This window comes from Aeromicrobium sp. (genome assembly GCF_036675695.1).
Classification (GTDB): domain Bacteria; phylum Actinomycetota; class Actinomycetes; order Propionibacteriales; family Nocardioidaceae; genus Aeromicrobium.
Map to the genome: position 1 here is coordinate 1 of NZ_JAKFEL010000163.1, position 21,410 is coordinate 21,410.

Here is a 21,410-nt window from a genome sequence, read left to right on the forward strand (position 1 = left end):
TACTAGAACGTGTTCTAGTATTGGCCGTAGACGATCTCCCAAGGAGCTGCAATGACCCAGGCTGTACTCGATGGCGTACGAGACCTCCTTCCCACGCTGCGCGAGCGCGCTGACGAGACCGAGCGACTTCGCCAGGTCCCCGATGCCTCGGTCAAGGAGCTGGAAGAGACTGGCTTCTTCCGCATGCTGCAGCCCAAGCGCTTCGACGGACTCGAGGCCGACCCGATCGACTTCTACACCGCCGTTGCGCTCATCGCGTCGGCCTGTGGCTCGACCGGTTGGATCTCCTCGGTCCTCGGCGTCCACCCGTGGCAGGTTGGCCTGTTCCACGACGACGCCCAGCAGGCTGTCTGGGGCAACGACACCAGCACCCGCCTGAGCTCGTCCTACGCACCCACCGGCAAGGCGACCATCGCCGAAGGTGGCTACACGCTCGAAGGTCGCTGGAGCTTCTCGTCCGGTTCCGCGCACGCCAGCTGGGTGCTGCTCGGTGGCCTCGTCTCCAACGAAGAGGGCCAGATCGTCGACTTCAAGACGTTCATGGTTCCCCGTGAGAAGTACGAGATCGTCGACGTCTGGAACGTCGTCGGCCTCGCCGGCACCGGCTCCAACGACATCGTCGTCGCTCCGACCTTCATCCCCAACGAGTTCACGCTCTCGATGGGTGACACGGGCCGCTGCTTCGGCCCCGGCCAGGAGCAGAACACCAGCGATCTCTACAAGCTGCCGTTCCACTCGCTCTTCACCACCACCATCACGGCTCCGATCGTCGGCATGGCGCGCGGTGCGTACGAAGAGCACGTCGAGCAGCAGCAGGCTCGCGTCCGCGCTGCCTACCTCGGCGAGAAGGCTTCGTCCGACCCGTTCGCAGCCGTGCGTATCGCTCGCGCCTCGAGTGAGATCGACGCGGCATGGGAGCTCTGCATGGCCAACATCCGCCAGGAGCAGGCACTCGTCGCCAAGGGTGAGAAGATCCCGATCCCTCTGCGTCTCAAGGTTCGTCGCGACCAGGTGCTCGGCACCCAGCGTGCGATCGACGCGATCGACGTCCTCTTCGAGTCGTCGGGCGGCCGCGCGCTCGCCAACGGCACCTACCTGCAGCGCGCCTGGCGCGATGCTCACGCCGGTCGTGTCCACGCAGCCAACGATCCTGAGCGCGCACTGCAGATGTTCGGCATGTCGGAGTTCGGGCACAAGGTCGATCCAGGGATGTACTGATGGCTGGCCTCGATCGCGAGTCCACCCGCCGATCTGCGAAGGCCGGCGATCTGACACTCAACTACTACGAGGCCGGCGAGCCGACCTCGGTTGGTGGCGGCCTGCCGCTGGTGATGCTGCACGGCGGCGGACCCGGTGCCTCGGCTTGGTCCAACTTCGGCTCGGCCCTTCCCGGCTTCGCCGAGGACTTCCGTACGTTGCTCGTCGACCAGCCTGGCTTCGGCCAGAGCGACAAGCCTCCGGTGGTCGGCAACTACTTCCGTCACTCGGCCACGATCATCAAGGACTTCCTCGATGAGCTCGGCATCGAGCGCATCCACCTCCTCGGCAACAGCCTGGGCGGCGGTACCGCTGCACGTTTCGCACTGATGTACCCCGAGCGAGTCGGTCGTCTCGTGCTCATGGGTCCCGGCGGACTCAACCTCAGCCTCTTCCACGCCGACCCGACCGAGGGAGTCAAGCGCCTCATGGACTTCGGCGCCGCGCCGACCAAGGAGTCGCTGCGGGCGTTCATCTCCACGATGGTCGTCGACCAGTCGCTGGTCACCGACGAGCTCGTCGAAGAACGTTTCGCGGACGCGACAGCACCGGGCGCACAAGAAGCCATGCAGTCGATGGGTATGTCGTTCTGGAACCCCGACAGCTTCGAAGACGGCCTGATCTGGCGCGACGCTCACCAGCTCAAGCGGCCGACGCTGCTGACCTGGGGTCGCGAGGACCGGGTCAACCCGCTCGATGGTGCATTCGTCGCGCTGAAGATGATCCCCAAGGCAACGCTCCATGTGTTCCCCAACTGTGGACACTGGGCGCAGATCGAGGCAGCTGACGAGTTCCGCCAGGTCTGCACCGCGTACCTCTCCAACCACGTCGAACGGAGCAGAGCATGATCGACATCAAGTCCATGGGCTATGCCCGCGTCGCTTCGACAAACCTCGACGACTGGAAGCTGTTCGCCGGCAAGGTGCTTGGCCTCGCTGAAGGCCGTGGCCCCAACCCGGACAACCTCTACTACCGCATCGACGAGGTCTCGGCCCGCCTGGTGATCTTCCCGTCCGATGTCGACCAGCTCGACTGCGTCGGCTGGGAGCTCGCCGACCACGACGCACTCCAGGCTGCTCGTGAGCACCTCACGAAGGCTGGCGTCCAGACCACCGAAGGCACCCCCGAAGAGCTGGCCGAGCGCCGGGTCCAGGAGCTCGTACGGTTCGCCGATCCGTTCGGCAACGTCTTCGAGCTGTTCCACGGCATCACGTACGAATCCCGCCCCGTCGTGACCCCGTACGCCGCGAAGTTCGTGACCGGCGACCAGGGCATGGGCCACGTCGTCATCCCCGTCGACGACGATGTCGAGGCGCTCAAGTTCTACCGCGATGTGCTCGGCTTCCGTCTCCGCGACTCCATGTCCATGCCCGGCGAGTTCGTCGGCAAGGAGCCGGGCTCCAAGGTCTGGCTGCGCTTCCTCGGCGTCAATCCGCGTCACCACTCGCTGGCCTTCCTGCCGATGCCCAACCCGAGCCGCTGCGTTCACCTCATGCTCGAGGTCGACAAGCTCGACGATGTCGGCCGTGCGCTCGAGCGGGTCAAGAAGCACAAGGCGCCGCTCTCAGCGACCCTCGGTCGTCACATGAACGACGAAATGGTCTCGTTCTACGTGAAGTCGCCCGGCGGATTCGACATCGAGTTCGGCTGTGAAGGTCTGACCGTCAGCGACGAGCGCTGGGTTGCCCGCGAATCGACGGCTGTCTCGTACTGGGGCCACGCTTTCGGCCAGTCCGGTTAGGGATGAAACAGTGGGCTCCGTGACTGACGCAGAACTCCCCGACGGCATCAGCTCCGACGCCGCCAAGCAGTGGCCGTCCCGTGAGCTGATCGACTCCTACCTTGGCGGCCATCATGAGCTTTTCTCATGGCGACCGGGCGAAGTCGTCGAGATCGACGGCGAGGCAGCGCAGGCTGCTGCCCGTCAGTACCGCGATGTGCTCGGCCAGTACGCCAGTGGCGTCACGGTCATCACCACGGTGCAGGGCGGCACGCCGATCGGTATGACCTGCCAGTCGTTCACGAGCGTCTCTCTCGACCCGCCGCTGGTCGCGTTCCTCCCGCAGAAGTCCTCACGCGCCTTTGCGGCGATCCGTCAGACGCGCAAGTTCTGCGTCAACATCCTCGCCGCCGACCAGACCGAGATCTCCAACGCCTTCGCATCGCGGGCTGAGGACAAGTTCGCCGGAGTCGAGTGGGACCTCACGGCCACTGGCACTCCGCGACTCGAGGGCACGGTCGGCTGGGTCGACTGCACCGTCCAGGACGTCCACGAGGCTGGCGACCACTACCTCGTGATCGGCAAGGTCGAAGGCCTTGGCGAGGGCAACACCGACAAGCCACTGCTGTTCCACCAGGGCCGCTACCGCACAGCTGAGTAGTTGAACGTGGTCGCCGGGAGCCTCAACGGGGTCGGCTTTCAGTCCGGTGCAGCGGGACCTCTGACAGCGGATCCCAGCTGAGATCCAGTTGGCGTCCGCTCAACTCGCTCCACCGAAGTCGGAGGAGCATGGGCCGCGTGCCGCCTGCCCACGGTCGTGGTTCCCACACCTGGTTGATGTGCGCGGCCATGGCCGGATCCGTCACGACCTCCGTCTCGCCACGGGCCACGACGCTGCAACCGCGGCGGAGGTTGTGGTTGATGTAGTCGACCTCGAAGGCAACCATGACGCCGCAACCATGAGCGGCCAGGAGGCTGTCCGGCGAGGTACGCACGATGATCGCTTCATCGACCACCGAGTAGTTGATCGGCACGATGTGAGGGCCGTCGGGTGCAGAGAACGCGATGCGTCCGACGACCTCGGCGCGAAGGATCGATTCACACTGCCAATAGCTGAGTTGCACGGGGTCAGGCATCCTGACACCTCCACTCCACCTGTGTTGACCAGCGTCACACGGGCTCGGCGGCCCACCTAGGGGCGTTGGTCCTACGCTATTCGTCCTCGCCCAAACCAAGGAACGCGCAACCCATCATCTGTCCCATCAATGGGCTGTCTTCCACTGCGTCTTCGCCCTTGACCATGGTCGTGACTATGAGCTCGCGAAGGTTGTCGTCAGTCAGGACACTTTCCATGCACTTGGCCATCGCCGGCGTCATTTCCTCATCCGCGGCGAAGCTTTCGACCATTGCCTTTCGGAAGTCAACATCGCATTGCCCGAACGTGTCGTACAGCGCGTTGCCGTCCTTCTCGGTGATCTTCAGCTTCGAATAGTCCATCGAGTCATCGTCCGCGAAGGCCTCAGGGGTGATCCCGTTGTCCTTGAGCTTCTCGACGCCGATGATTCTGACGAATAGCGGAGCCACGCAAGCCGCCGACTTGTCACTCATCACGATCTCGTCGTCGTCGACGGGCTCCGTCATCGATTTCGCGAGGGCGTCGACGTATGGGCGCTCCGCTTCTGAGACGGCGTCGGCTTTGTCATTGCCTGCCTTGTCGCCCGAGCCGCCTGAGCTGCCGCCACACCCCGCCGCAGCTAGGGCGATCGCGGTGACGAGGGCAACGGTGAGTGTGCGAGTACGCATGGCGAAATCCTTCGATTCTGGGCGTGAACCGTGGGTCCAGCCGTTCGGAAAGTGCTAGGAAGCAGGGCCATTTGGTTCAGTCGCAGCCGCCTTCGAGAGGTTCAGCTGCCACGCGGCGCCCACCACCCATGCAACGCCTGCAAAGAGGGTGAGGTAAAGCCCGATCGCCGCTGCACCATTCATGTCAACAAGGCCGATCAAGGCTACGAGGACCGCCAAGACGAGCAGTGTCACCTGAGATCGCATACCGGGATGTCCCGGCGTCGTAAAGATCCCCGTCGTCAATGCCAACACCACGCCGCCTGCCAGCGCGAGAACGAGGGTCATGATCCCGTCACCCTCCACTCCAATGACGCTGATACCGAACAGCGACACCCAGGGCAGGAAAGCCGCGACCGCAACGACAACGATTGAGATTGCAGAGATGCGTTGAGGAGTCGTCAGTTGTGAGACGTTCATCAGGCGACCGTAGGGCAATTCGGGTATCGCTAGGACTTCTTCTACGGAATTGGTCTTGAATATCAGAGGGTAAGCGCGACTTGTGAGCCGCGTTGGCCATGGCGCTTCGAGCTTCGAGCTCCGACACCGGCACTCCGCGACTCGACGGCACGGTCGGCTGGGTCGACCGTCCAGGACGTCCACGAGGCTGGCGACCACTACCTCGTGATCGGCAAGGTCGAAGGCCTTGGCGAGGGCGACACTGACAAGCCGCTCCTGTTCCACCAAGGCCGCTACCGCACCGCTGAGTAGGGGCTAGCCTCCGTTGCGTCGCAGCTCGCGAAGCTCTTCGCGGGTGAACGAGCTCGGCTCGGTCGTACGCAGGAAGTCGACCAGGATCTCCACGAAGCCTTCCGGATCCTCTGCATGGGGGAAGTGCCCGATTCCTTCCATGACGGCCAGCCGGCTGTTTGGCATGACCGCATGAGCCTGGTGGGCGTGCTCGACCGGGATGATCTTGTCTCGGTCTCCCCAGACGATGAGCGTTGGCATGTGCGCGGCCAGGTAGAGACGGGTGACAGCACTCACCGACTGACCGCCTGGGTCGATCACGGCACGCATGGTTCGCACGAATCCTCGACGGTTCGTCGCATCGGTCAGGGACTCGTACGAGCTCCAGATCTCGCCTGCAGCCGGGTTGTGGATCCCCCGACGCTCGAGGAACTGAGCGACCGAGCGCCCGTACCGACCAGCGAAAGCTGGAAACACGACCGGAAAGACATACTCGGCACCGGGCAGCGTCACGAGCCGAAGCATCAGGTTGACCTCGCGGCCGAGCCCGCCGGCGTCGACGAGCACGAGTCGTTCGCAGATCTCGGGAAACTGGTACGCGAACTGCAGAGCCACGCCGCCACCGAAGGATTGACCCACAATGGTGGCTCGCTCGATGTCGAGCACGTCCAGGAAGTCGCGTGTGTTGCTCGCGTGGTTGCCAAGCGAGTAGTCGCCGTGCGGCTTGGCTGACTCGCCGTGGCCGAGGAAGTCGGGAGCGATCACGGTGTAGTCGTGCTGCAGCAACCGCATCGCAGGGATCCACGTCCTGGAACTGCCAGCAATCCCGTGGAGCAGCAACAACACCGGTCCCTTGCCAGCGCGACGGTAGGCGACTCGTTCGCCGTGCAGGGTGACGTGCTCTACGGGAAAATCCTCGACGGTCATGTGCGCATCGTGTCAGACCTCCTCGCGCTGGTGGTGATGACGACGTTGACGGGCATGACCAAGAGGCCAGTCGGCGCCACTGACTCTCGAGCGGACTCCCTCTCGCGGATCGTGGCGGGTGGTCTGCTTCGGTTGGTCGCCTGCGGTTGGTCAGGCAGGCACCATGGGGCGAATGTTCTGGTTGCCGGCGAAAACGTTTCCAGGGTCATATTCGGACTTGATCTGCCGCAGTCGGTCGTACTTCTCGGCACCGAAGGCTGACTTGATTCGCTCTTCACCCTCGTCGCCGATGAAGTTGAGGTAGACACCGCCGGTCGTGAAGGGGGCATTCGCCTCCCGGTAGTCGCGCACCCAAGCGATGTTGGCCGCGTCGTCAGCAGGGTCGGCCCAAGTCGCGAAGGGATGACTCACCCACGCCGCCGAGCGTTGACTCAACGGCGTGGCATCAGCGTCGACGCGGGCCAACGCGCCGCCCCACGGGATCAGCAGATGTTGGGTCATCGGCGACGCACGGCGAGCGCCCGCGTCGAGGAACAGGTCGAGAGCGCCGTCGGGGAAGCTGTCGTGGTAGTCGGCACTCCAATACTGTCGGAACCCCGGTGGGTCGTCGATCATCGACTGCAGCTCCGCGTAGGGCATCGGGCCGACCAGGTCGACCTCTGGAGCCAACTCACGCATGACTTGGACCACGTCGGTTCCGGTCGCCTCGTCGCCGTTCCAGCAGACCGCGACCGCGATGAGCGGCTGACCCTGCAAGTGCTGCGGGATGAACTCCTCAGGCGGCCCGCTGAGCATCACGAGGCCGGTGCCTAGTTGCTCTGGAGCGTTGTCCGCCCATTCGCGGAATGCCCGGGACACCTCTGGTCCACGAGCAGCGGGCCAGGCCATCAACCCACCAATGATCATCGGGCCGACCGGGTGCAGCTGGAACTCCAGGGCGGTGACAACGCCAAAGTTGCCGCCCCCTCCCTTGCTCGCCCAGAGCAGGTCTTGGTGTTGGGTGTCGTCGGCGCGGATCTCTCGGCCGTCGGCGGTCACCAACTCGACCGCTATCAAGCTGTCGCAGCTGAGTCCGTGCTGACGTTCCAGCCAACCCGAGCCGCCGCCGAGCGTCAGCCCAGCGACGCCTGTGGTGGACACCCGACCGCCGGTGGTGGCCAACCCGTGCTCCTGGGCAGCTGCGTCGAATTCGCCCCAGGTGCACCCGCCCCCGACGCGAGCTCGTCGGGTTGTGGCGTCGATGTCGATGGCCTTCATCGGACGCACGTCGATGACCATCCCGTTGTCGTTGCTGGACTGCCCAGCCACGGAGTGGCCACCTGACCGCACGGCTACCGGAAGATGATCGCGCGCGGCACGGTCCAGAGCCTCCTTGGCGTCCGCGGGGCCTTCGCACTCCGCGATCATCTGTGGCTTCTTGTCGATCATTGCGTTGAACAATTCGCGCCGCTCGTCGTACTCGGGGGCTTCCGGTCCGGTCCACTTCATTTTGGTGTCTCCTGAATCCCCCAGTGAGCCCACTATGCTCCGGCCCTTTGGCGCTGACAATGGATGGGGATGACCAACCAGTGACGTCAAACGCTTGACGCCCCTCCTGCTCATTCATACAATCATCCAGACTTTGTATGATTGAACTGAAAGGTCTTGCATGAGGCTTGGGCGTACGGCAGTTGTTCTCGGCGGAAGCATGGCGGGTCTGTCCGTCGTGGGCGCGCTCGCTCCACACTTCGATGAGGTGTTGGTCCTCGAACGTGACGAGCTGCCGATTGAGGCCGAGCATCGCCGCGGCGTACCGCAGAGCAAGCACCCGCACTTCCTGCTCAACTCGGGTCGACGCGCGATCGGCGAGCTGTTCCCCGGCTTCGAGGCCGACCTCATCGCCGCCGGTGGCATGCCGCTCATCGCCTCGATGGACACGGCTCACATGACTGATGTCGGCTGGTCCCCGCGCAAGAGGGGCGCTCTGGACATGGTCTACGGCTCCCGACTGCTGATCGAACGTGTGCTGCGCGATCGCGTACGCGCCCTCGGCAACGTCACGATCCGCGAAGGCGTGACGGTCACCGGGATCAACACCGACGGGGCGGGCCGCGTCGTCGGCGTGAAGTTCAGCGGCGAGGAGGTCGACGCCGATCTCGTCGTCGATGCGCTGGGTCGGGGCTCCAAGGTCTCCGACTGGCTCGTCGCCGCGGGCCATCCCGAGGTCCCGGTCATCACCCTCGACGCGAAGGTCACATACGTCTCGCAGTGGTACGACCTGCCGTCGGCCGAGGACCGCGCCGACACCTGGTGGTGGAAGCACATGGTGATCATGCCGACGGAGAAGAAGGGCGATCACCCGATCGAGCACGAGTACCTCTCCAACTTCTTCCCGATCGAGGGCAACCGCTCGATCGCATGCATGGGTTCGTGGGGGCTCAACATGCCCAAGAACGAAGAGGAGTTCATCGAGTCCGCCGGTCGGCTGCAGACCCCGAAGTTCCTGGCCGCGATGGAGGCATCGACGCCCACCTCCGAGGTCCATCTGACCAAGTCGACCGGCAACAAGTGGCGCCGCTACGACAAGTTGCCCGCCGCACCTCAGGGCATCGTCTTCGTCGGCGACTCGATCTGCGCCTTCAACCCGTTCTACGCGCAAGGCATCAGCTCTGCCGCACTCTCGGCCGTCCGCCTGCGAGATGCCCTGCAGTCGACAAGCGCGCTGGAACCGGCGTTCTATGAACGATTCCTCGCCGGTCAGGCCAAGGAGCTCAAGGGCCCGTGGTCGATGGCGATGGCCCGCGATCGTGGCTACGACTGTGCCACCGGAACCGAGACGATCCCGTCGTGGATGCGCAGAATCCTCAGGTCGGTGGGTGCCTCGATGTTTAACGCCATCACGGGCGCATCGCGCGAGGACGCCGCGGTCGACGAGCACTTCGCCCGCGTGTTCAACCTCGACGAGTCCGTCGGGACGATGATGAGCAGCCCGCGCGTCATCTACGGTCTACTCCGCTTCAAGGTCAAGGACATGTTCGGGCGGCACAAGATCCCGTTCGGATTCGACCCTCAGCTTGATCCGCCCGGCCGGGACTGGTCTGTTGAGGCCGGCACCGCCGAACCGGAGCTGGAGGTGTCCCGATGAGCAGCCTGATCTCGTCCGCACTGAGCTCTTCTGCAACCTGTGACGAGGCCGCCGAGGCCGTCACGCAGAAGCTCGGCTTCGACTGTCACGACGTCAGCCCGGTGGTGTCGGTACGCAGCCCGTTCGACCTCGACAACTGGACCATGCCGGTCCTCGAGCTGCTGATCATCGTCGGCGCGATCTTCGCGTTCGTACACGCGATCCGCCGGTTCCGTCAGGGCGACCCGATCAACCTGGCCCTGTGGTTCGCACCGCTCGTCTACCTGTTCGTCACCGAGCCGCCGCTGTACTTCCCGGAGTGGTTCGGCCTCGACGAGCAGTACGGGTTCATCTTCGCCCACAACCTGTTCACGGTTCAGTTCATGTGGGACCGGCTGCCGCTCTACATCATTGCGATCTATCCGGCCCTCGCCCAACTCGCGTACGAGTCGGTGCGGGTGATGGGCGTCTTCAAGCGTGGTGCACTAGTCGGGTCAATCGCGGTGGCGTTCGTGTGTCATGTGTTCTACGAGATCTTCGACATGCTCGGCCCGCAGCTGAAGTGGTGGGGATGGAACGACGACAACGACATCGTCAACCATCCCGCGCTCGCCTCGGTGCCGATGAGCAGCATGCTGCTCTTCGCTGCCGTCTCCTTCGGCGTGATGACGTTCCTCGTCGTGAAGCTCGTCGGTTCCAAGGCTGCTGACGGCGGACCGCGCCGCGGCTGGTCGCTGACCTGGCGCATCGCGCTGGCGGGCGTGCTTGCGCCTCCGGCGATGGCGCTGTTCGGCATTCCGTCGAGCATCTTCGGCGGTAACACCCCGAATGTCACGGCTCAGGCTTGGGCGATCGGCATCGAGCTCGCGATCGTATGGATCGCCGGCGCGTGGGTGCTCTTCACCCAGTTCCGCAGCGGCGAGCGCGAGCCGATGACCCCGTTTGCTCGCATCTACCCGGCAGCGTGGATCCTGGTGTTCGCCGGGCTATGGCTCGCGTCGCTTCCGGCGTTCCTCGACGCTGAGGACGGCGTCACCAGCGACGGCACCCCGATCGGCAGCGGGCTCTATACGATCGCCTGCTTCGTCGCCGCGGCCGCCATCCTCGCCGTCCTCCACACCGGCCGAAAGGCCCGGGTCGAGACCCTGACAGGCTGACCCCGTGGGACATCACGGGTGGCAGGGCAATCCGCCGCACACGGAGGACGACGCGCGGCTTCGGATCATCGCCGCGACGCGCTCGTGCGTGGAGAAGTTCGGTGCCGCCAAGACGACGGTCTCGGTCGTCGCCACCGAGCTGGGAGTCACCCGCCAGACGGTCTATCGCTACTACCCGAGTCATTCCGAGCTCTTGGAGGCAGTGGCACAGGCCGGACTGGCCGACTTCGTCCGGCGGATGACCGCTCACCTGGCGACGTTCGACTCAGCCGCCGACGTGGCCATCGAGTCGATCGTGTGGTCCATCGAGGAGATCCCGCGCGAGCCGAGCATCGGCCTCCTCCTTCAGGCCGGCGAGACGGAGGTGTTCAGCCGCGATGTGACGACCTCGATGTCGTTCTCGATCGGCGCCGACATCCTCCGCGACATCCCGGTCGATTGGAGTGAGATCGGCGTCAAGGACGATGAGCTCGAAGGTCTGGCCGAGATGCTGATGCGGCTGTTCGTCTCGTTCCTCCAGTACCCGGCAGATCCGCCCTACTCGGCCGACGACATCCGGGCGCTCGTACGCCGCTGGCTCGGCCCAGCACTGCACTCTTGACCTAATGTCTGCTTGAGGTTCTAGGGTCGTCACATGACGATTGATCACATCGCCGTACGCCCCGGCGACCCTGACTATGACACCGCTCGGACCACCAAAAGCGGATCCGCCAATCCCTCAGTAGTTCTCCGCCCGACCTCTCCAGAAGAGGTGGCCGAATCGCTTCGCTACGCCAAGGCTGAGGGACTTCCCGTTGCAATCCGCAATGGCGGACACAACGCGCTCTCTTACGGCACCATCGATGACGGTGCGGTCATCGACCTGTCGCACTTCGACCGGGTCGAGGCACTCGGCGAAGGCCGCGTACGTGTCGGTGGCGGTGCCCTGTGGGGTCCGGCTGCAGCTGAGCTGGGGAAGCACGGCCTTGCCATCAGCTCGGGCGACACGATCTCGGTCGGAGTCGGAGGTCTGACACAGTCCGGCGGCTTCGGCTGGATGGTGCGCAAGCACGGTCTCGCCCTCGACAACCTGCTCGGTGCAGAGGTCGTCACCGCCGCGGGCGACGTCGTGCGCGCGTCATCCACCGAGAACGCAGACCTGTTCTGGGCACTGCGCGGAGGTGCCGGCAACTTCGGCGTGGTCACGGCGTTCGAGTTCCAGGCGCAGCCCGTCACCACCGTGCACCACGGGGTGATCGAATACGCCCTCGAGAACCTGGACCAGCTGGTCAACGGATGGGCGACGGCGATGAGAGCTGCTCCGGATGAGCTGACCACGACACTGGCTCTCCGGCCCGCGTTCGGGCCATTCCCCGCCGCGGCGATTGTCTTTGTCTGCCTGGCCGGGGATGACACCGCGGCTCTCGAGCCCCTGCGCGCGATCGGCACAGTTGTTGCTGAAGACATCAAGGAGGTTGCGTACGCAGAGGTCCTCGAGGAGGGCCCGCCGCCGCAGCCGGTCCTGCCCATCATCGGCAACACCTTCGTCGAGTCGGTCAACGAGCCGCTGATCGACGCGATCGTCTCGGCCTACTCGGCGGGCGGCCGCGTGGTTTTCATGCGATACCTCGGTGGCGAATTCGGCCGGGTCGATCCCGCCTCCACGGCATTCGCGCATCGCGGCGCCGAGGCGATGGTCATCTCGGCCGCGTTCATGTCACCCGAGTCGACAGATGCAGACGCCGAGCAGGCTCGGGCTGTGTGGCGCACGATCGGTGACCAGGGATTCGGGTCCTACTCCGGGTTCCTCGGATCGGACACGCCTGAGGACATCGCAGCGCTGTGGCCGAAGGCCACGCTGGATCGGTTGCGCGAGGTGAAGCGTGCCTGGGATCCGGACAACGTGTTCCGGCGCAACTTCAACATAGCTCCGTAGGGAACGTCCTCAATTGCGGTCGTGAGACGCCCTGGGGCGCGAGCGGAAGCTCGTTTTTCGAACGCGTAGCGTGCCACGATGACGTCATGATCAGTGCTGCAGATGCGGACGCTCAAACGGCCCCTCCTGACCTCTTGCTACGCGTGGCGGAACGGCATGCCAGCACTCGCGTACCTGTTACGTCGCGGAGTGAGGGGGTTTCGGCACTGCTGGCCCGGCTCAGGGGACACGACTATGACAGCGCTTCGGTTGCCGCAGTCTGTGACGGCGAGCTCTTGGTGGGTGTCGTGGCGATAGAGCGGCTTCTGAGCGCTGCGCCCGATGCCACCGTTGAGATGGTCATGGACAGCGACCCCCCGACTGTTGCTCCGGATACCCATCAGGAGCACGTCGCGTGGGCGGCCGTCCAGCACGGCGAGCCGGGCATCGCTGTAGTCGACGCTCGTGGCAGCTTCCGCGGACTCATCTCGGCCCAGTCACTGCTTGCCGTCCTGCTCGAGGAGCACGACGAGGACATGGCGCGGCTGGGTGGCTTCCTCGGGAGCGCCTCCGCCGCGCGGTCGGCGAGCACAGAACGCGTGGGTCGACGCTTGTTGCACAGGCTGCCCTGGCTGTTGATCGGGCTGATCGGTGCCCTGCTCGCCGCTGTGGTCGTCGGCGCGTTTGGCGAGCAGCTCGAGGAGCAAGTCCTCATCGCGTACTTCCTACCAGGAGTCGTCTACATCGCTGCGGCGGTCGGCATGCAGACCGAGACGCTCGCGATCCGCGGGTTGTCCCTTGGTGTCGGGATTCGGCGGGTGGCTGTTCGCGAGGTTGTCACGGGGGGACTCCTGGGACTCACGCTCGGGGGCCTCGCGTTCCCGCTTGTCTGGGCGGGGTGGGGAGACATCCAAATAGCAGCCTCAGTTGCCGTGGCAATGTTTGCAGCCTCTGTGATCGCAACGTGCGTCGCTCTGCTCCTGCCGTGGATCCTCCATCGCCTCGGAAAGGACCCGGCCTTCGGCTCCGGACCAATCGCAACAGTGATCCAGGACCTGCTCACCGTTTCGGTCTACTTCCTCACTGCGGTGGCCATCGCCGCGTGACCAAGGAGCACCAGCTCGGGCGTTCGAAGGTCTCGGCTGAACCGACCCTGCACCGTACGATCTCCGCATGATTGAGTTCGCGGTCGCCCTCGCGCCGACCCCGCACGGTGATGCGCGGGTGCACGTTGCTCACCCAGCTGCGGATCCGGTTGGCCTGCTGATGCTCGGCCATGGTGCGGGCGGCGGAGTCGGCGCTCATGACCTAGTGCTTGCGACCGAGGAGGCGTTGCGGGCAGGGCTGATGGCCGTGCTCGTCGAGCAGCCGTATCGAGTCGCCGGCCGCAAGGCGCCCGCACCTCCCGCCCAGGTCGACGCCGCATGGATCTCGGTCGCGTCGCAAGTTCACACCGATGACCTGCCGTTGATCGTCGGCGGACGGTCGTTCGGTGGCCGTGTTGCCTGTCGCACTTCGGCCGAGGTGGGGGCAGCCGGAGTTCTGTGCCTGGCCTTCCCGCTGCATCCTCCGGGTCGCCCCGAGAAGTCCAGGCTCCCAGAGCTCACCGCCGTCACGGTGCCAACGCTCGTCGTGCAGGGCGATCGCGACCCCTTCGGCGTACCCGACCCGAAGACCTTGCAGGACGGAGTCACGCTGGTCGTGGTGCCCGGCGATCACTCGCTGAAGAAGGAATCGCCAGCAATCCGCTCCGCCATCTCCACCTGGCTGGCCGATCTGATTCTTGGTACCTAGGTTTGTCGTATTGGCGTGACCCCGTTCGTGGTGGGAGTAGAGGCGGTCATCAGGGCCGCTGTGACTGAGGAGAGATCCATGACGCACTACATGATGTCCGTGTACGGCCCCGCTGAACTGGGCGAGCTCGGCGGCTACGCCTCGAAGGAAGAGATGGAGCAGTCGTTCGCCGACACGGGTGCCTTCAACGAGAAGCTGCAAGCCGAGGGCTACTGGGTTTTCGCCGGTGGCCTCGCCGCCGTATCGTCTGCGGCCGTCATCGACGGTCAGGGTGAGAAGACCATGACGACCGACGGCCCCTACCTGGAGACCAAGGAGCACCTCGGCGGGTTCTGGATCATCGATGCGCCTGATGAGGAGACGGCTCGTCGTCTGGCTGCTGAGGGTTCCAAGGCCTGCCGTGGCGAGGTCGAAGTTCGGGCGTTCGAAGGTCTCGGCTGACCAAGCTCCACCCAGCGCGCGACGTTCAGATGAGCGTTGCGCGCTGTTGGTGGGTGACGTGGATCGAGTCCGCCCGTACGAACTCCGTCGGCTAGTTGGATCCGTCAAAGATCCAGAGCCGTGTGATCATGGGGCGATGCGATGGCCGTTCAAGCCGAAAAGCGGTTCCCGGGGCCCCGCGCGAGCGGCCGATCGACCCGATGCTGAAGTCGTACGTGAACTCGCCGAGAAGCACCTGACCAATCCCGATCTTGATCGGTGGCTCGGTCTTCTCAGGCCCGCTATTCAGCTCTTTCCTCACACCGGCGCAGGTTCCTCGGTTGCAAGACTTGGTGGCCTCCCACTGCTTCCTCATGACGCAGAATGGCCGATGTGGCAGGGTCACGGACCGTTGGCGTACATCGGCGAGATCGATTGTGAGCAGATCGGCACCTTTCCGCTCGACATCAAGCTTCCCTCGAGCGGGCACCTGCTCTTCTTCTACTTTGACGGGTCGTTCGACAACTTCGCGGCGACGGTCGGCACGTGGGATGCAGCGACCCTCCAGGGTGCCCGCGTGGTGCATGTTGCTGGCGATGCGAGTCTGGAAAAGCGACCGACACCGACGGGGCTCAAGACCTATCCGGAACGACAGTTTCGAGGCCGCCCAATTTTGACGGCTCCCGGGTGGGAACACCCCGACCTCAGCACTGCATTCCGGACACCGGGTCAGGATCATCGGGGGTTCATGGATCACCCAGTCAACGACGATGCGTTTGTCGAGGCCCTACACGAGCGTCATACGGGTCCGCTGCACCAAATCGGCGGATACGCCGACGCAGTGCAGGGTCCGGTGGAACACGAGGTTGCTCTTTCAGCCTTGGGAAACGAGGTGCCTTATGACGACTCTCGCCTGGACGACGAAGCGCGCCGCTGGGAGCTGGTGCTCCAGGTCGACACCGATGAGGACCTGAACATGGAGTGGGGCGACGCGGGGGTGCTCTACTGGATGGGTCGCGTTGGAGAGTCAGAAGTCGCTGAGGCGATCGACGAGTTCTCTTTCACATGGCAGTGCGGCTAGCCCGACGGGTTCAGATCAGTGACGCGCGCTGTTGGTGGGGGAGGCCGAACAGCTGGTTGAGGGCTTGCGCGCGCTTGAGGATCAGGTGCGCATCGTGCTCCCAGGTGATGGCGATTCCGCCGTGCAGCTGCACGGTCTCGCCGGCGACCTCGACTGCTGCGTCGCTGCAGTACGAGCCGGCGGCGGCAGCCAGGCGGTCGGCGTTGGGTGCGTCGTTGACGTGCGCCTGCACGGCGGCCCATGCTCCGGCGCGAGACATCTGCACGCGTACGAGCAGGTCCGCCATCCGGTGCTTGAGAGCCTGGAAAGAACCGATCGGGCGGCCGAACTGCTCGCGCTGCTTGGTGTACTCGACCGTCATGTCGAGCCCGCGCTGCGCGCAGCCGACCTGGAGCGCAGCCGCGGCAAGGGTGCCGACGCGGTGAGCCGTCGCCAGGGCTGATGCGGCGTCGAGAGAGATCGTCTCTGCCGCGACACCGTCGAGCTCGAGTGTGGCGAAGCTGAGAGTCGGGTCGAGTCCGGCGACCTTCGTGCGTGTGACCGCCGACGGGTCGACGCTGAAGAGTCCGACACCGCCGTCGTGCTCGGCCGCAACGAGGATGAACTCGGCGACATCGGCGTACAAGACGGGCGACACAGAACCGGTGAGCTTGCCGTCCTTGAACGTGACGCCGACTGGCGCATCTGCCGGGCCAGTGACGCCGGACCAAGCGAGCGTCGCGACGCTGCCCGCGGCGATCTCTTCGAGCAATGGGCTGTCGGTCAGAGCCGCTGCTGCCGTGACCGAGGCGAGCAGCGGAGAAGGAGTCAGCGCGCGGCCGAGCTCCTCCAGCACGACGTACGTCTCGGCGAGGGTGAACCCGGCTCCGCCGGACTCCTCAGGGATGGCGAGGGCGGCGACGCCCATCTGCTTGCACAGCGTGGACCAGAGCTCGGTGTCGAAACCGTTGAACGCATTGCGGACAGCCTGGCTGTCGGAGCGCTTGTCGAGCATCTTGCGCACCGAGCGCGCTAGCTCGATGTGATCCTGCGACGGGACGAGGTCCGTCATCGCTCCGCCAACAGTGATGTGAGCACTCGCTCGCGGTGGAAGGCCGGAGTACCCCACACCGTCTGCAGCGCACGGATACGAAGCAGCCAGCGGCTCAGGTCGTACTCAGCGGTGTAGCCGATCGCGCCGTGGACCTGAAGGCCGATGCGCGCTGCAAGGTTGGCGGCTTCGGCGCTCTGGATCTTGGCCGCCGAGACCGCTCGCGGTGTCGGGTTCATGGCAGCGCCGTGGATCAGCGGTCGGGCGAAGTCGAGAGCGATGCGTACGTCGGCAAGCTGGTGCTTGATCGCCTGGTACGAGCCGATCGTGCGACCGAACTGGGTGCGCTGCTTCACGTATGTCACGGCGTCGTCGAGCACGCGCTCGCCGGCACCGAGCAGCTCAGCCGATGCGGCCAGCACAGCGAGGTCGAACGCGGCATCCAGGTCGCCGTGCTCGACTGCGGCTCCGGAGGTGACGCCGAACAGGCGGCGAGTGGGGTCGACGGAGGCGACTGAGTCGCCGACGTCAGCTTGCTTCAAGGCTCCATCCGCCACGACGTAACGCTCGCCCGCGACATCAGCATCGAGTGCGTATGGCGTGTGCGGAGGCACGGCCACCGTGGCGACGGCACCGTCGGCGATCGCCGTACGTTCCGGACCGGTGAGTGCTGTGGCGAGGTAGGCGGCCGACTCGATCCACGGGCCGGGCACGGCGTGACGCCCCAGCACCTCGAAGGCGCAGACCAGCTCGATCGGCGTCGCACCGAGGCCGCCATCCTCTTCGGCCACGAGAAGCCCGGACACGCCGACTTCGGCGATCCGCTCCCAGAGCGCTTCGCCCGGCTTGGTGTCTCCGTCGCCCCAGGCGCGGTTTGCTGCCACCGGATCGGCGGCGGCGATCTGTCCGTCGAGCGCCGACATGAAGTCGCGCTGGTCGGAGGTCAGTTCGAACTTCATCCCCTGGCCTCTCTCGGGAGTCCGAGAATGCGCTCGGCGACAATATTGCGTTGGATCTCGTTGGTGCCCGCGTAGATCGGGCCCGACAGGGAGAACAGGTAGCCGTCGGTCCAGGCGGACTCGACCTCGGCTTCGGCGCCGCGCAGGTCGAGGGCACTCTCGTGCAGGGCGACGTCGAGCTCGCTCCACCAGACCTTGTTGACCGAGCCGGCAGCACCGATGTCGCCGCCGTCGGCAAGCTTGGTGACCGTGCCCCAGGTGTAGAGGCGGTATGCCTCAGCGCGCACCCACGCATCAACGACCGCGCTCGAGAGTGCCGGGTTGGGACTGTCGGCGTACACCTCGACCAATCGGTCGGCAGCTGCGCAGAACCGGCCCGGCGAACGCAGCGAGAGGCCGCGCTCATTGCCGGCGGTGCTCATCGCCACGCGCCAGCCGTCTCCGGCATCACCGAGCACGTCAGCGTCCGGTACGAAGACGTCGTCGAGGAAAAGCTCAGCGAAGCCGGCCTCACCGTCGAGCTGGGCGATCGGACGTACGGTCACGCCTTCGGCATCGAGCGGGAAGCAGAAGTAGGTGAGACCGCGGTGGCGCTCGGCCTCCGGGTCGGAACGGAACAGACCGAAGCCCATGTGCCCGTACGTTGCTCGCGACGACCAGGTCTTCTGACCGTTCAGCAACCAGCCACCGTCGACGCGCTTGGCGGTCGAACGCAGCGAGGCGAGGTCGGACCCGGCCTCGGGCTCGGACCAGGCCTGCGCCCAGATCGTCTCGCCGGTCGCCATCGACGGCAGCCAACGCTTCTGCTGCTCGGGAGTTCCGTGGTCGAAGATGATCGGCGCGAGCAGGAAGATGCCGTTCTGGGAGACGCGGCCGGGTGCGCCAGCGCGGTAGTACTCCTCCTCGAAGATGACCCATTTGATCAGCGAGGCCCCACGGCCGCCGAACTCCTCGGGCCACGAGACGACGGACCACTTCGCGTCCGACAGCTTCTTCTCCCACGCCTGGTGCGCGGAAAATCCGTCGGCGGTGTCCATCGACGGCAGGGTCTCCGTCGGTACGTTGGCGGCGAGCCAGGCGCGGGCTTCGTCCCGGAAGGCCAGCTCGTCGGGGGTGAAATCGAGATTCACTCTTTGCCCTGTTCCTTGTTCTTGGCCGCCATCGACTTGGCGTCGAGTCCGCCGAGCGAGTCGGCTCCGACCTCGGCGTTGTGGGCGTGTGCGAAATGGTGCAGGCCGAACACCGAGTCCATACCGGCACGCATGCCTTGCAGGTCCTCGGCCTGGTTGACGGCCTTCTTGGTGAGGGCGAGTCCGAAGCGAGGCATCTGCGAGATGCGACCAGCGAGCGCCAGCACAGTGCTCTCCAGCTCTTCGGCGGGCACGACCTGGTTGACCATGCCGAGCTCGTGGGCGCGCTGGGCGCTGAAGCGATCACCGGAGTAGAGGAACTCCTTGGCCGCGCGGGGGTTCATCACCCACGGGTGGGCGAAGTACTCGACACCGGGGATGCCCATGCGTACGACGGGATCGGAGAAGAACGCATCGTCCGAGGCGATGATGAAGTCAGCCGACCACGCGAGCATCAGCCCGCCCGCGATGCAGGCACCGTGCACCATCGCGATGACGGGTTTTGGGATCTCTCGCCAGCGGCGGCACATCCCGAGGTAGACCTCCGACTCACGGGCGTAGCGAAGGTCGCCGCCCTCCTTGCCGACGTGGGTCCAGTGGATGACGGCCTTGCGATCGAACTCGACATCGACATCGCGACCCGGCGTGCCGATGTCGTGACCTGCACAGAAGTGCTTGCCGTTGCCGGCGAGCACGATGACCTTGACGTCGTCGTCATCCGTCGCGCGCACGAACGCGGCATCGAGCGCGTAGGTCATGGCGGAGTTCTGCGCGTTGCGGTACTCCGGGCGGTTGAGCGTGATCCGGGCGACCTGGTCGACGACCTCGTATGTGACTACTTCCTCGGTCATGCGTTGCTCCTCAGATCGTTCTTCAGGACTTTGCCGGACAGGTTGCGGGGCAACGCGTCAACGAACGCGACCTCACGGGGTGCTTTGAAGTTGGCGAGCCGCTCCCGAGCGAACGCGATCACCGCGTCGGCGTCAAGGTCGCTGTCGGGTCGGCGTACGACGAAGGCCTTGCCGACTTCGCCGAGACGTTCGTCGGGGATGCCGATGACGGCCGCGTCGACCACGCCGTCGAGACGAGCGAGAGCCTGCTCGACCTCAGCGGGATAGACGTTGAATCCGCCGCAGATGTACATGTCCTTGAGCCGGTCGGTGATGCGCAGGTAGCCGCGCTCATCGAGCACACCGACATCGCCGGTATGCAGCCAGCCGTCTGCGTCGATCGCCTCGGCTGTGGCGGCGGGATCGTCGAGGTAGCCCAGCATGACCTGCGGGCCGCGCAGGAGGAGCTCGCCTTCTTCGCCAGCTGGAAGGTGCTCACCGGTCTCGGGGTTGGCGATGGCGGTCTCCATGCCGTCGATCGCCTTGCCGCAGGTGGTGGCAATGGTCTCGTCGGCGTCACCGCGACGGCACATCGTGGCGACGACGCACTCGGTCATACCGAATGCCGTGATGACGAGGTCGAAGCTGAGCTCGGTCTGCAAACGCTCGACCAGGGCAACGGGTACGTTCGCCGCTCCCGTGTTGGCGAAGCGCAAGGAAGAGGTGTCGGTCGTGGGGAACTTCGGCGACTCGAGCAAGCCCAGGAAGATCGCGGGAGCACCGGGGACCATCGTGATTCGCTCGGCGGCGATCAGGTCGAGTGCTGCATCGGCGTCGAAGGTCGCCATCGGGTAGATCGTGCAGCCCCGGATCAGGCCGACGATGGCGCCGATCTTGTAGCCATAAGAGTGGAAGAACGGGCTGATGACGAGGTAGCGGTCATCGCTGGTGACTTCGCCGACGGCGCTCCAGCTGGCACCGGACGCGACGCTCTGCTGGTGCGAGCTGAGCACACCCTTGGGGCGGCCGGTCGTGCCCGAAGAGAACAGGATGTCTGCAATGTCGTCGGGGGAGACGGCGTCGGCGGCCGCTTCGACGGCTGCGAGGTCGGCGTCGCTGGCCTCGAGCGAGCCGAGTTTGGCGAGGTCGAGGATCTTTGCGCCTGGTGCGACGGCGGTGAGGTCGGCAATCTGCGTCTTGCCGAGGAATCCGTCGGCGACGATCACCAGCGAGGCGTTGGTGCGCTGGACCAGGCCGCTGACTTCGTGTGCTGTGTAGCGCGAGTTGGCGGGCACGAGCGTGCCACCCGCGTACGTGACGGCGAATCCCGCGACGACCCACTCAATGCTGTTGGGCGCCCAGAGCACGACACATCCGCCGGGCTCCAGGCCCTGGGCGCGGAAGGCGGCCGCCGTACGGCGCACCTGCTCGTGCAGCTCAGTGAACGTGAGGCTGCGGCCATCCATGACGTACGCCGGAGCGTCGCCAAAATCCTTGGCGGCGCGGCGTACGAGACCAGGGACGGTGTTGCCCACTGCACATCCTCTCAACAAACCAAACACTTGCTTGGTAGGCT

General features: G+C 65.3%; 23 protein-coding genes. 13 read left to right on the forward strand and 10 right to left on the reverse strand.

What is annotated here, in order from left to right:
- Window positions 1-51 precede the first annotated feature (51 nt).
- From hsaA to V6M39_RS10620, 4 genes are read left to right on the forward strand one after another with little or no spacing between them, the layout of a single operon-like run.
- Window positions 52-1,218 (forward strand): 3-hydroxy-9,10-secoandrosta-1,3,5(10)-triene-9,17-dione monooxygenase oxygenase subunit, encoded by a 1,167-nt coding sequence (gene hsaA / locus V6M39_RS10605; RefSeq protein ID WP_332643788.1) that lies wholly within the window; start codon window positions 52-54, stop codon window positions 1,216-1,218.
- On the forward strand, window positions 1,218-2,105 hold the full coding sequence (hsaD, locus tag V6M39_RS10610; protein ID WP_332643789.1) for a 4,5:9,10-diseco-3-hydroxy-5,9,17-trioxoandrosta-1(10),2-diene-4-oate hydrolase: 888 nt from the start codon (window positions 1,218-1,220) through the stop codon (window positions 2,103-2,105). Before hsaA ends, hsaD begins: the two co-directional genes overlap by 1 nt.
- Window positions 2,102-2,998, forward strand: a complete 897-nt coding sequence (gene hsaC / locus V6M39_RS10615) for an iron-dependent extradiol dioxygenase HsaC (protein ID WP_332643790.1) — start codon at window positions 2,102-2,104, stop codon at window positions 2,996-2,998. Before hsaD ends, hsaC begins: the two co-directional genes overlap by 4 nt.
- A 19-nt stretch (window positions 2,999-3,017) precedes the next feature.
- Entirely contained in the window at window positions 3,018-3,638 is a 621-nt protein-coding gene (locus V6M39_RS10620; protein ID WP_332643791.1) for a flavin reductase family protein, read from the forward strand.
- A gap of 22 nt (window positions 3,639-3,660) precedes the next feature.
- On the opposite strand, the gene V6M39_RS10625 is transcribed toward V6M39_RS10620, so the two are convergent.
- The 3 genes from V6M39_RS10625 to V6M39_RS10635 all read right to left on the reverse strand — a co-directional run bounded on the left by V6M39_RS10625 (window position 3,661) and on the right by V6M39_RS10635 (window position 5,239).
- Complete coding sequence (locus V6M39_RS10625) at window positions 3,661-4,113, reverse strand: pyridoxamine 5'-phosphate oxidase family protein (RefSeq protein ID WP_332643792.1); 453 nt, start codon at window positions 4,111-4,113, stop codon at window positions 3,661-3,663.
- A 76-nt stretch (window positions 4,114-4,189) separates the two neighbouring features.
- A complete protein-coding gene (locus V6M39_RS10630) occupies window positions 4,190-4,780 on the reverse strand; it encodes a hypothetical protein (RefSeq protein WP_332643793.1) in 591 nt (196 codons plus the stop codon).
- A gap of 54 nt (window positions 4,781-4,834) precedes the next feature.
- Entirely contained in the window at window positions 4,835-5,239 is a 405-nt protein-coding gene (locus V6M39_RS10635; RefSeq protein WP_332643794.1) for a hypothetical protein, read from the reverse strand.
- 48 nt (window positions 5,240-5,287) lie between these two features.
- Here V6M39_RS10635 and V6M39_RS10640 point away from each other — a divergent pair, with 48 nt between their 5' ends.
- Window positions 5,288-5,530, forward strand: a complete 243-nt coding sequence (locus V6M39_RS10640; protein WP_332643810.1) for a flavin reductase family protein — start codon at window positions 5,288-5,290, stop codon at window positions 5,528-5,530.
- 3 nt (window positions 5,531-5,533) lie between these two features.
- Here the strand turns inward: V6M39_RS10640 and V6M39_RS10645 are convergent, their stop codons facing one another.
- The gene (locus V6M39_RS10645; RefSeq protein ID WP_332643795.1) at window positions 5,534-6,436 is read right to left on the reverse strand and encodes an alpha/beta fold hydrolase; all 903 of its coding nucleotides are present in this window, start codon (window positions 6,434-6,436) and stop codon (window positions 5,534-5,536) included.
- 150 nt (window positions 6,437-6,586) lie between these two features.
- Window positions 6,587-7,924: an FAD-binding oxidoreductase gene (locus V6M39_RS10650; RefSeq protein ID WP_332643796.1), complete on the reverse strand. Its 1,338-nt coding sequence runs from the start codon at window positions 7,922-7,924 to the stop codon at window positions 6,587-6,589.
- 160 nt (window positions 7,925-8,084) lie between these two features.
- Between V6M39_RS10650 and V6M39_RS10655 the strand changes: the two genes are divergently transcribed.
- From V6M39_RS10655 to V6M39_RS10690, 8 genes are all read left to right on the forward strand, one after another.
- Window positions 8,085-9,560 (forward strand): FAD-dependent oxidoreductase, encoded by a 1,476-nt coding sequence (locus V6M39_RS10655; RefSeq protein ID WP_332643797.1) that lies wholly within the window; start codon window positions 8,085-8,087, stop codon window positions 9,558-9,560.
- On the forward strand, window positions 9,557-10,696 hold the full coding sequence (locus tag V6M39_RS10660) for a DUF7802 domain-containing protein (RefSeq protein WP_332643798.1): 1,140 nt from the start codon (window positions 9,557-9,559) through the stop codon (window positions 10,694-10,696). Before V6M39_RS10655 ends, V6M39_RS10660 begins: the two co-directional genes overlap by 4 nt.
- Window positions 10,697-10,700: 4 nt before the next feature.
- A complete protein-coding gene (locus V6M39_RS10665) occupies window positions 10,701-11,297 on the forward strand; it encodes a TetR/AcrR family transcriptional regulator (protein ID WP_332643799.1) in 597 nt (198 codons plus the stop codon).
- Between the two features lie 33 nt (window positions 11,298-11,330).
- Entirely contained in the window at window positions 11,331-12,611 is a 1,281-nt protein-coding gene (locus tag V6M39_RS10670) for an FAD-binding oxidoreductase (RefSeq protein WP_332643800.1), read from the forward strand.
- A gap of 341 nt (window positions 12,612-12,952) precedes the next feature.
- Entirely contained in the window at window positions 12,953-13,696 is a 744-nt protein-coding gene (locus V6M39_RS10675) for a magnesium transporter (protein ID WP_332643801.1), read from the forward strand.
- Window positions 13,697-13,763: 67 nt separating this feature from the next.
- A complete protein-coding gene (locus tag V6M39_RS10680) occupies window positions 13,764-14,384 on the forward strand; it encodes an alpha/beta hydrolase family protein (RefSeq protein ID WP_332643802.1) in 621 nt (206 codons plus the stop codon).
- A gap of 78 nt (window positions 14,385-14,462) precedes the next feature.
- Window positions 14,463-14,825, forward strand: coding sequence for a YciI family protein (locus V6M39_RS10685; protein ID WP_332643803.1), 363 nt, complete (start codon window positions 14,463-14,465; stop codon window positions 14,823-14,825).
- Window positions 14,826-14,961: 136 nt separating this feature from the next.
- Window positions 14,962-15,885, forward strand: a complete 924-nt coding sequence (locus V6M39_RS10690; protein WP_332643804.1) for a YwqG family protein — start codon at window positions 14,962-14,964, stop codon at window positions 15,883-15,885.
- 10 nt (window positions 15,886-15,895) lie between these two features.
- Here V6M39_RS10690 and V6M39_RS10695 read toward each other — a convergent pair whose 3' ends face one another.
- The 5 genes from V6M39_RS10695 to V6M39_RS10715 are packed head-to-tail and all read right to left on the reverse strand — an operon-like array spanning window position 15,896 to window position 21,369.
- Window positions 15,896-16,936, reverse strand: a complete 1,041-nt coding sequence (locus V6M39_RS10695; protein WP_332643805.1) for an acyl-CoA dehydrogenase family protein — start codon at window positions 16,934-16,936, stop codon at window positions 15,896-15,898.
- A complete protein-coding gene (locus tag V6M39_RS10700; RefSeq protein ID WP_332643806.1) occupies window positions 16,933-17,874 on the reverse strand; it encodes an acyl-CoA dehydrogenase family protein in 942 nt (313 codons plus the stop codon). The genes V6M39_RS10695 and V6M39_RS10700 overlap by 4 nt, the downstream gene beginning before the upstream one ends.
- A complete protein-coding gene (locus V6M39_RS10705; protein ID WP_332643807.1) occupies window positions 17,871-19,004 on the reverse strand; it encodes an acyl-CoA dehydrogenase family protein in 1,134 nt (377 codons plus the stop codon). Before V6M39_RS10705 ends, V6M39_RS10700 begins: the two co-directional genes overlap by 4 nt.
- A complete protein-coding gene (locus tag V6M39_RS10710) occupies window positions 19,001-19,855 on the reverse strand; it encodes an enoyl-CoA hydratase (RefSeq protein ID WP_332643808.1) in 855 nt (284 codons plus the stop codon). Before V6M39_RS10710 ends, V6M39_RS10705 begins: the two co-directional genes overlap by 4 nt.
- Window positions 19,852-21,369: a FadD3 family acyl-CoA ligase gene (locus V6M39_RS10715; RefSeq protein WP_332643809.1), complete on the reverse strand. Its 1,518-nt coding sequence runs from the start codon at window positions 21,367-21,369 to the stop codon at window positions 19,852-19,854. Before V6M39_RS10715 ends, V6M39_RS10710 begins: the two co-directional genes overlap by 4 nt.
- Window positions 21,370-21,410 lie beyond the last annotated feature (41 nt).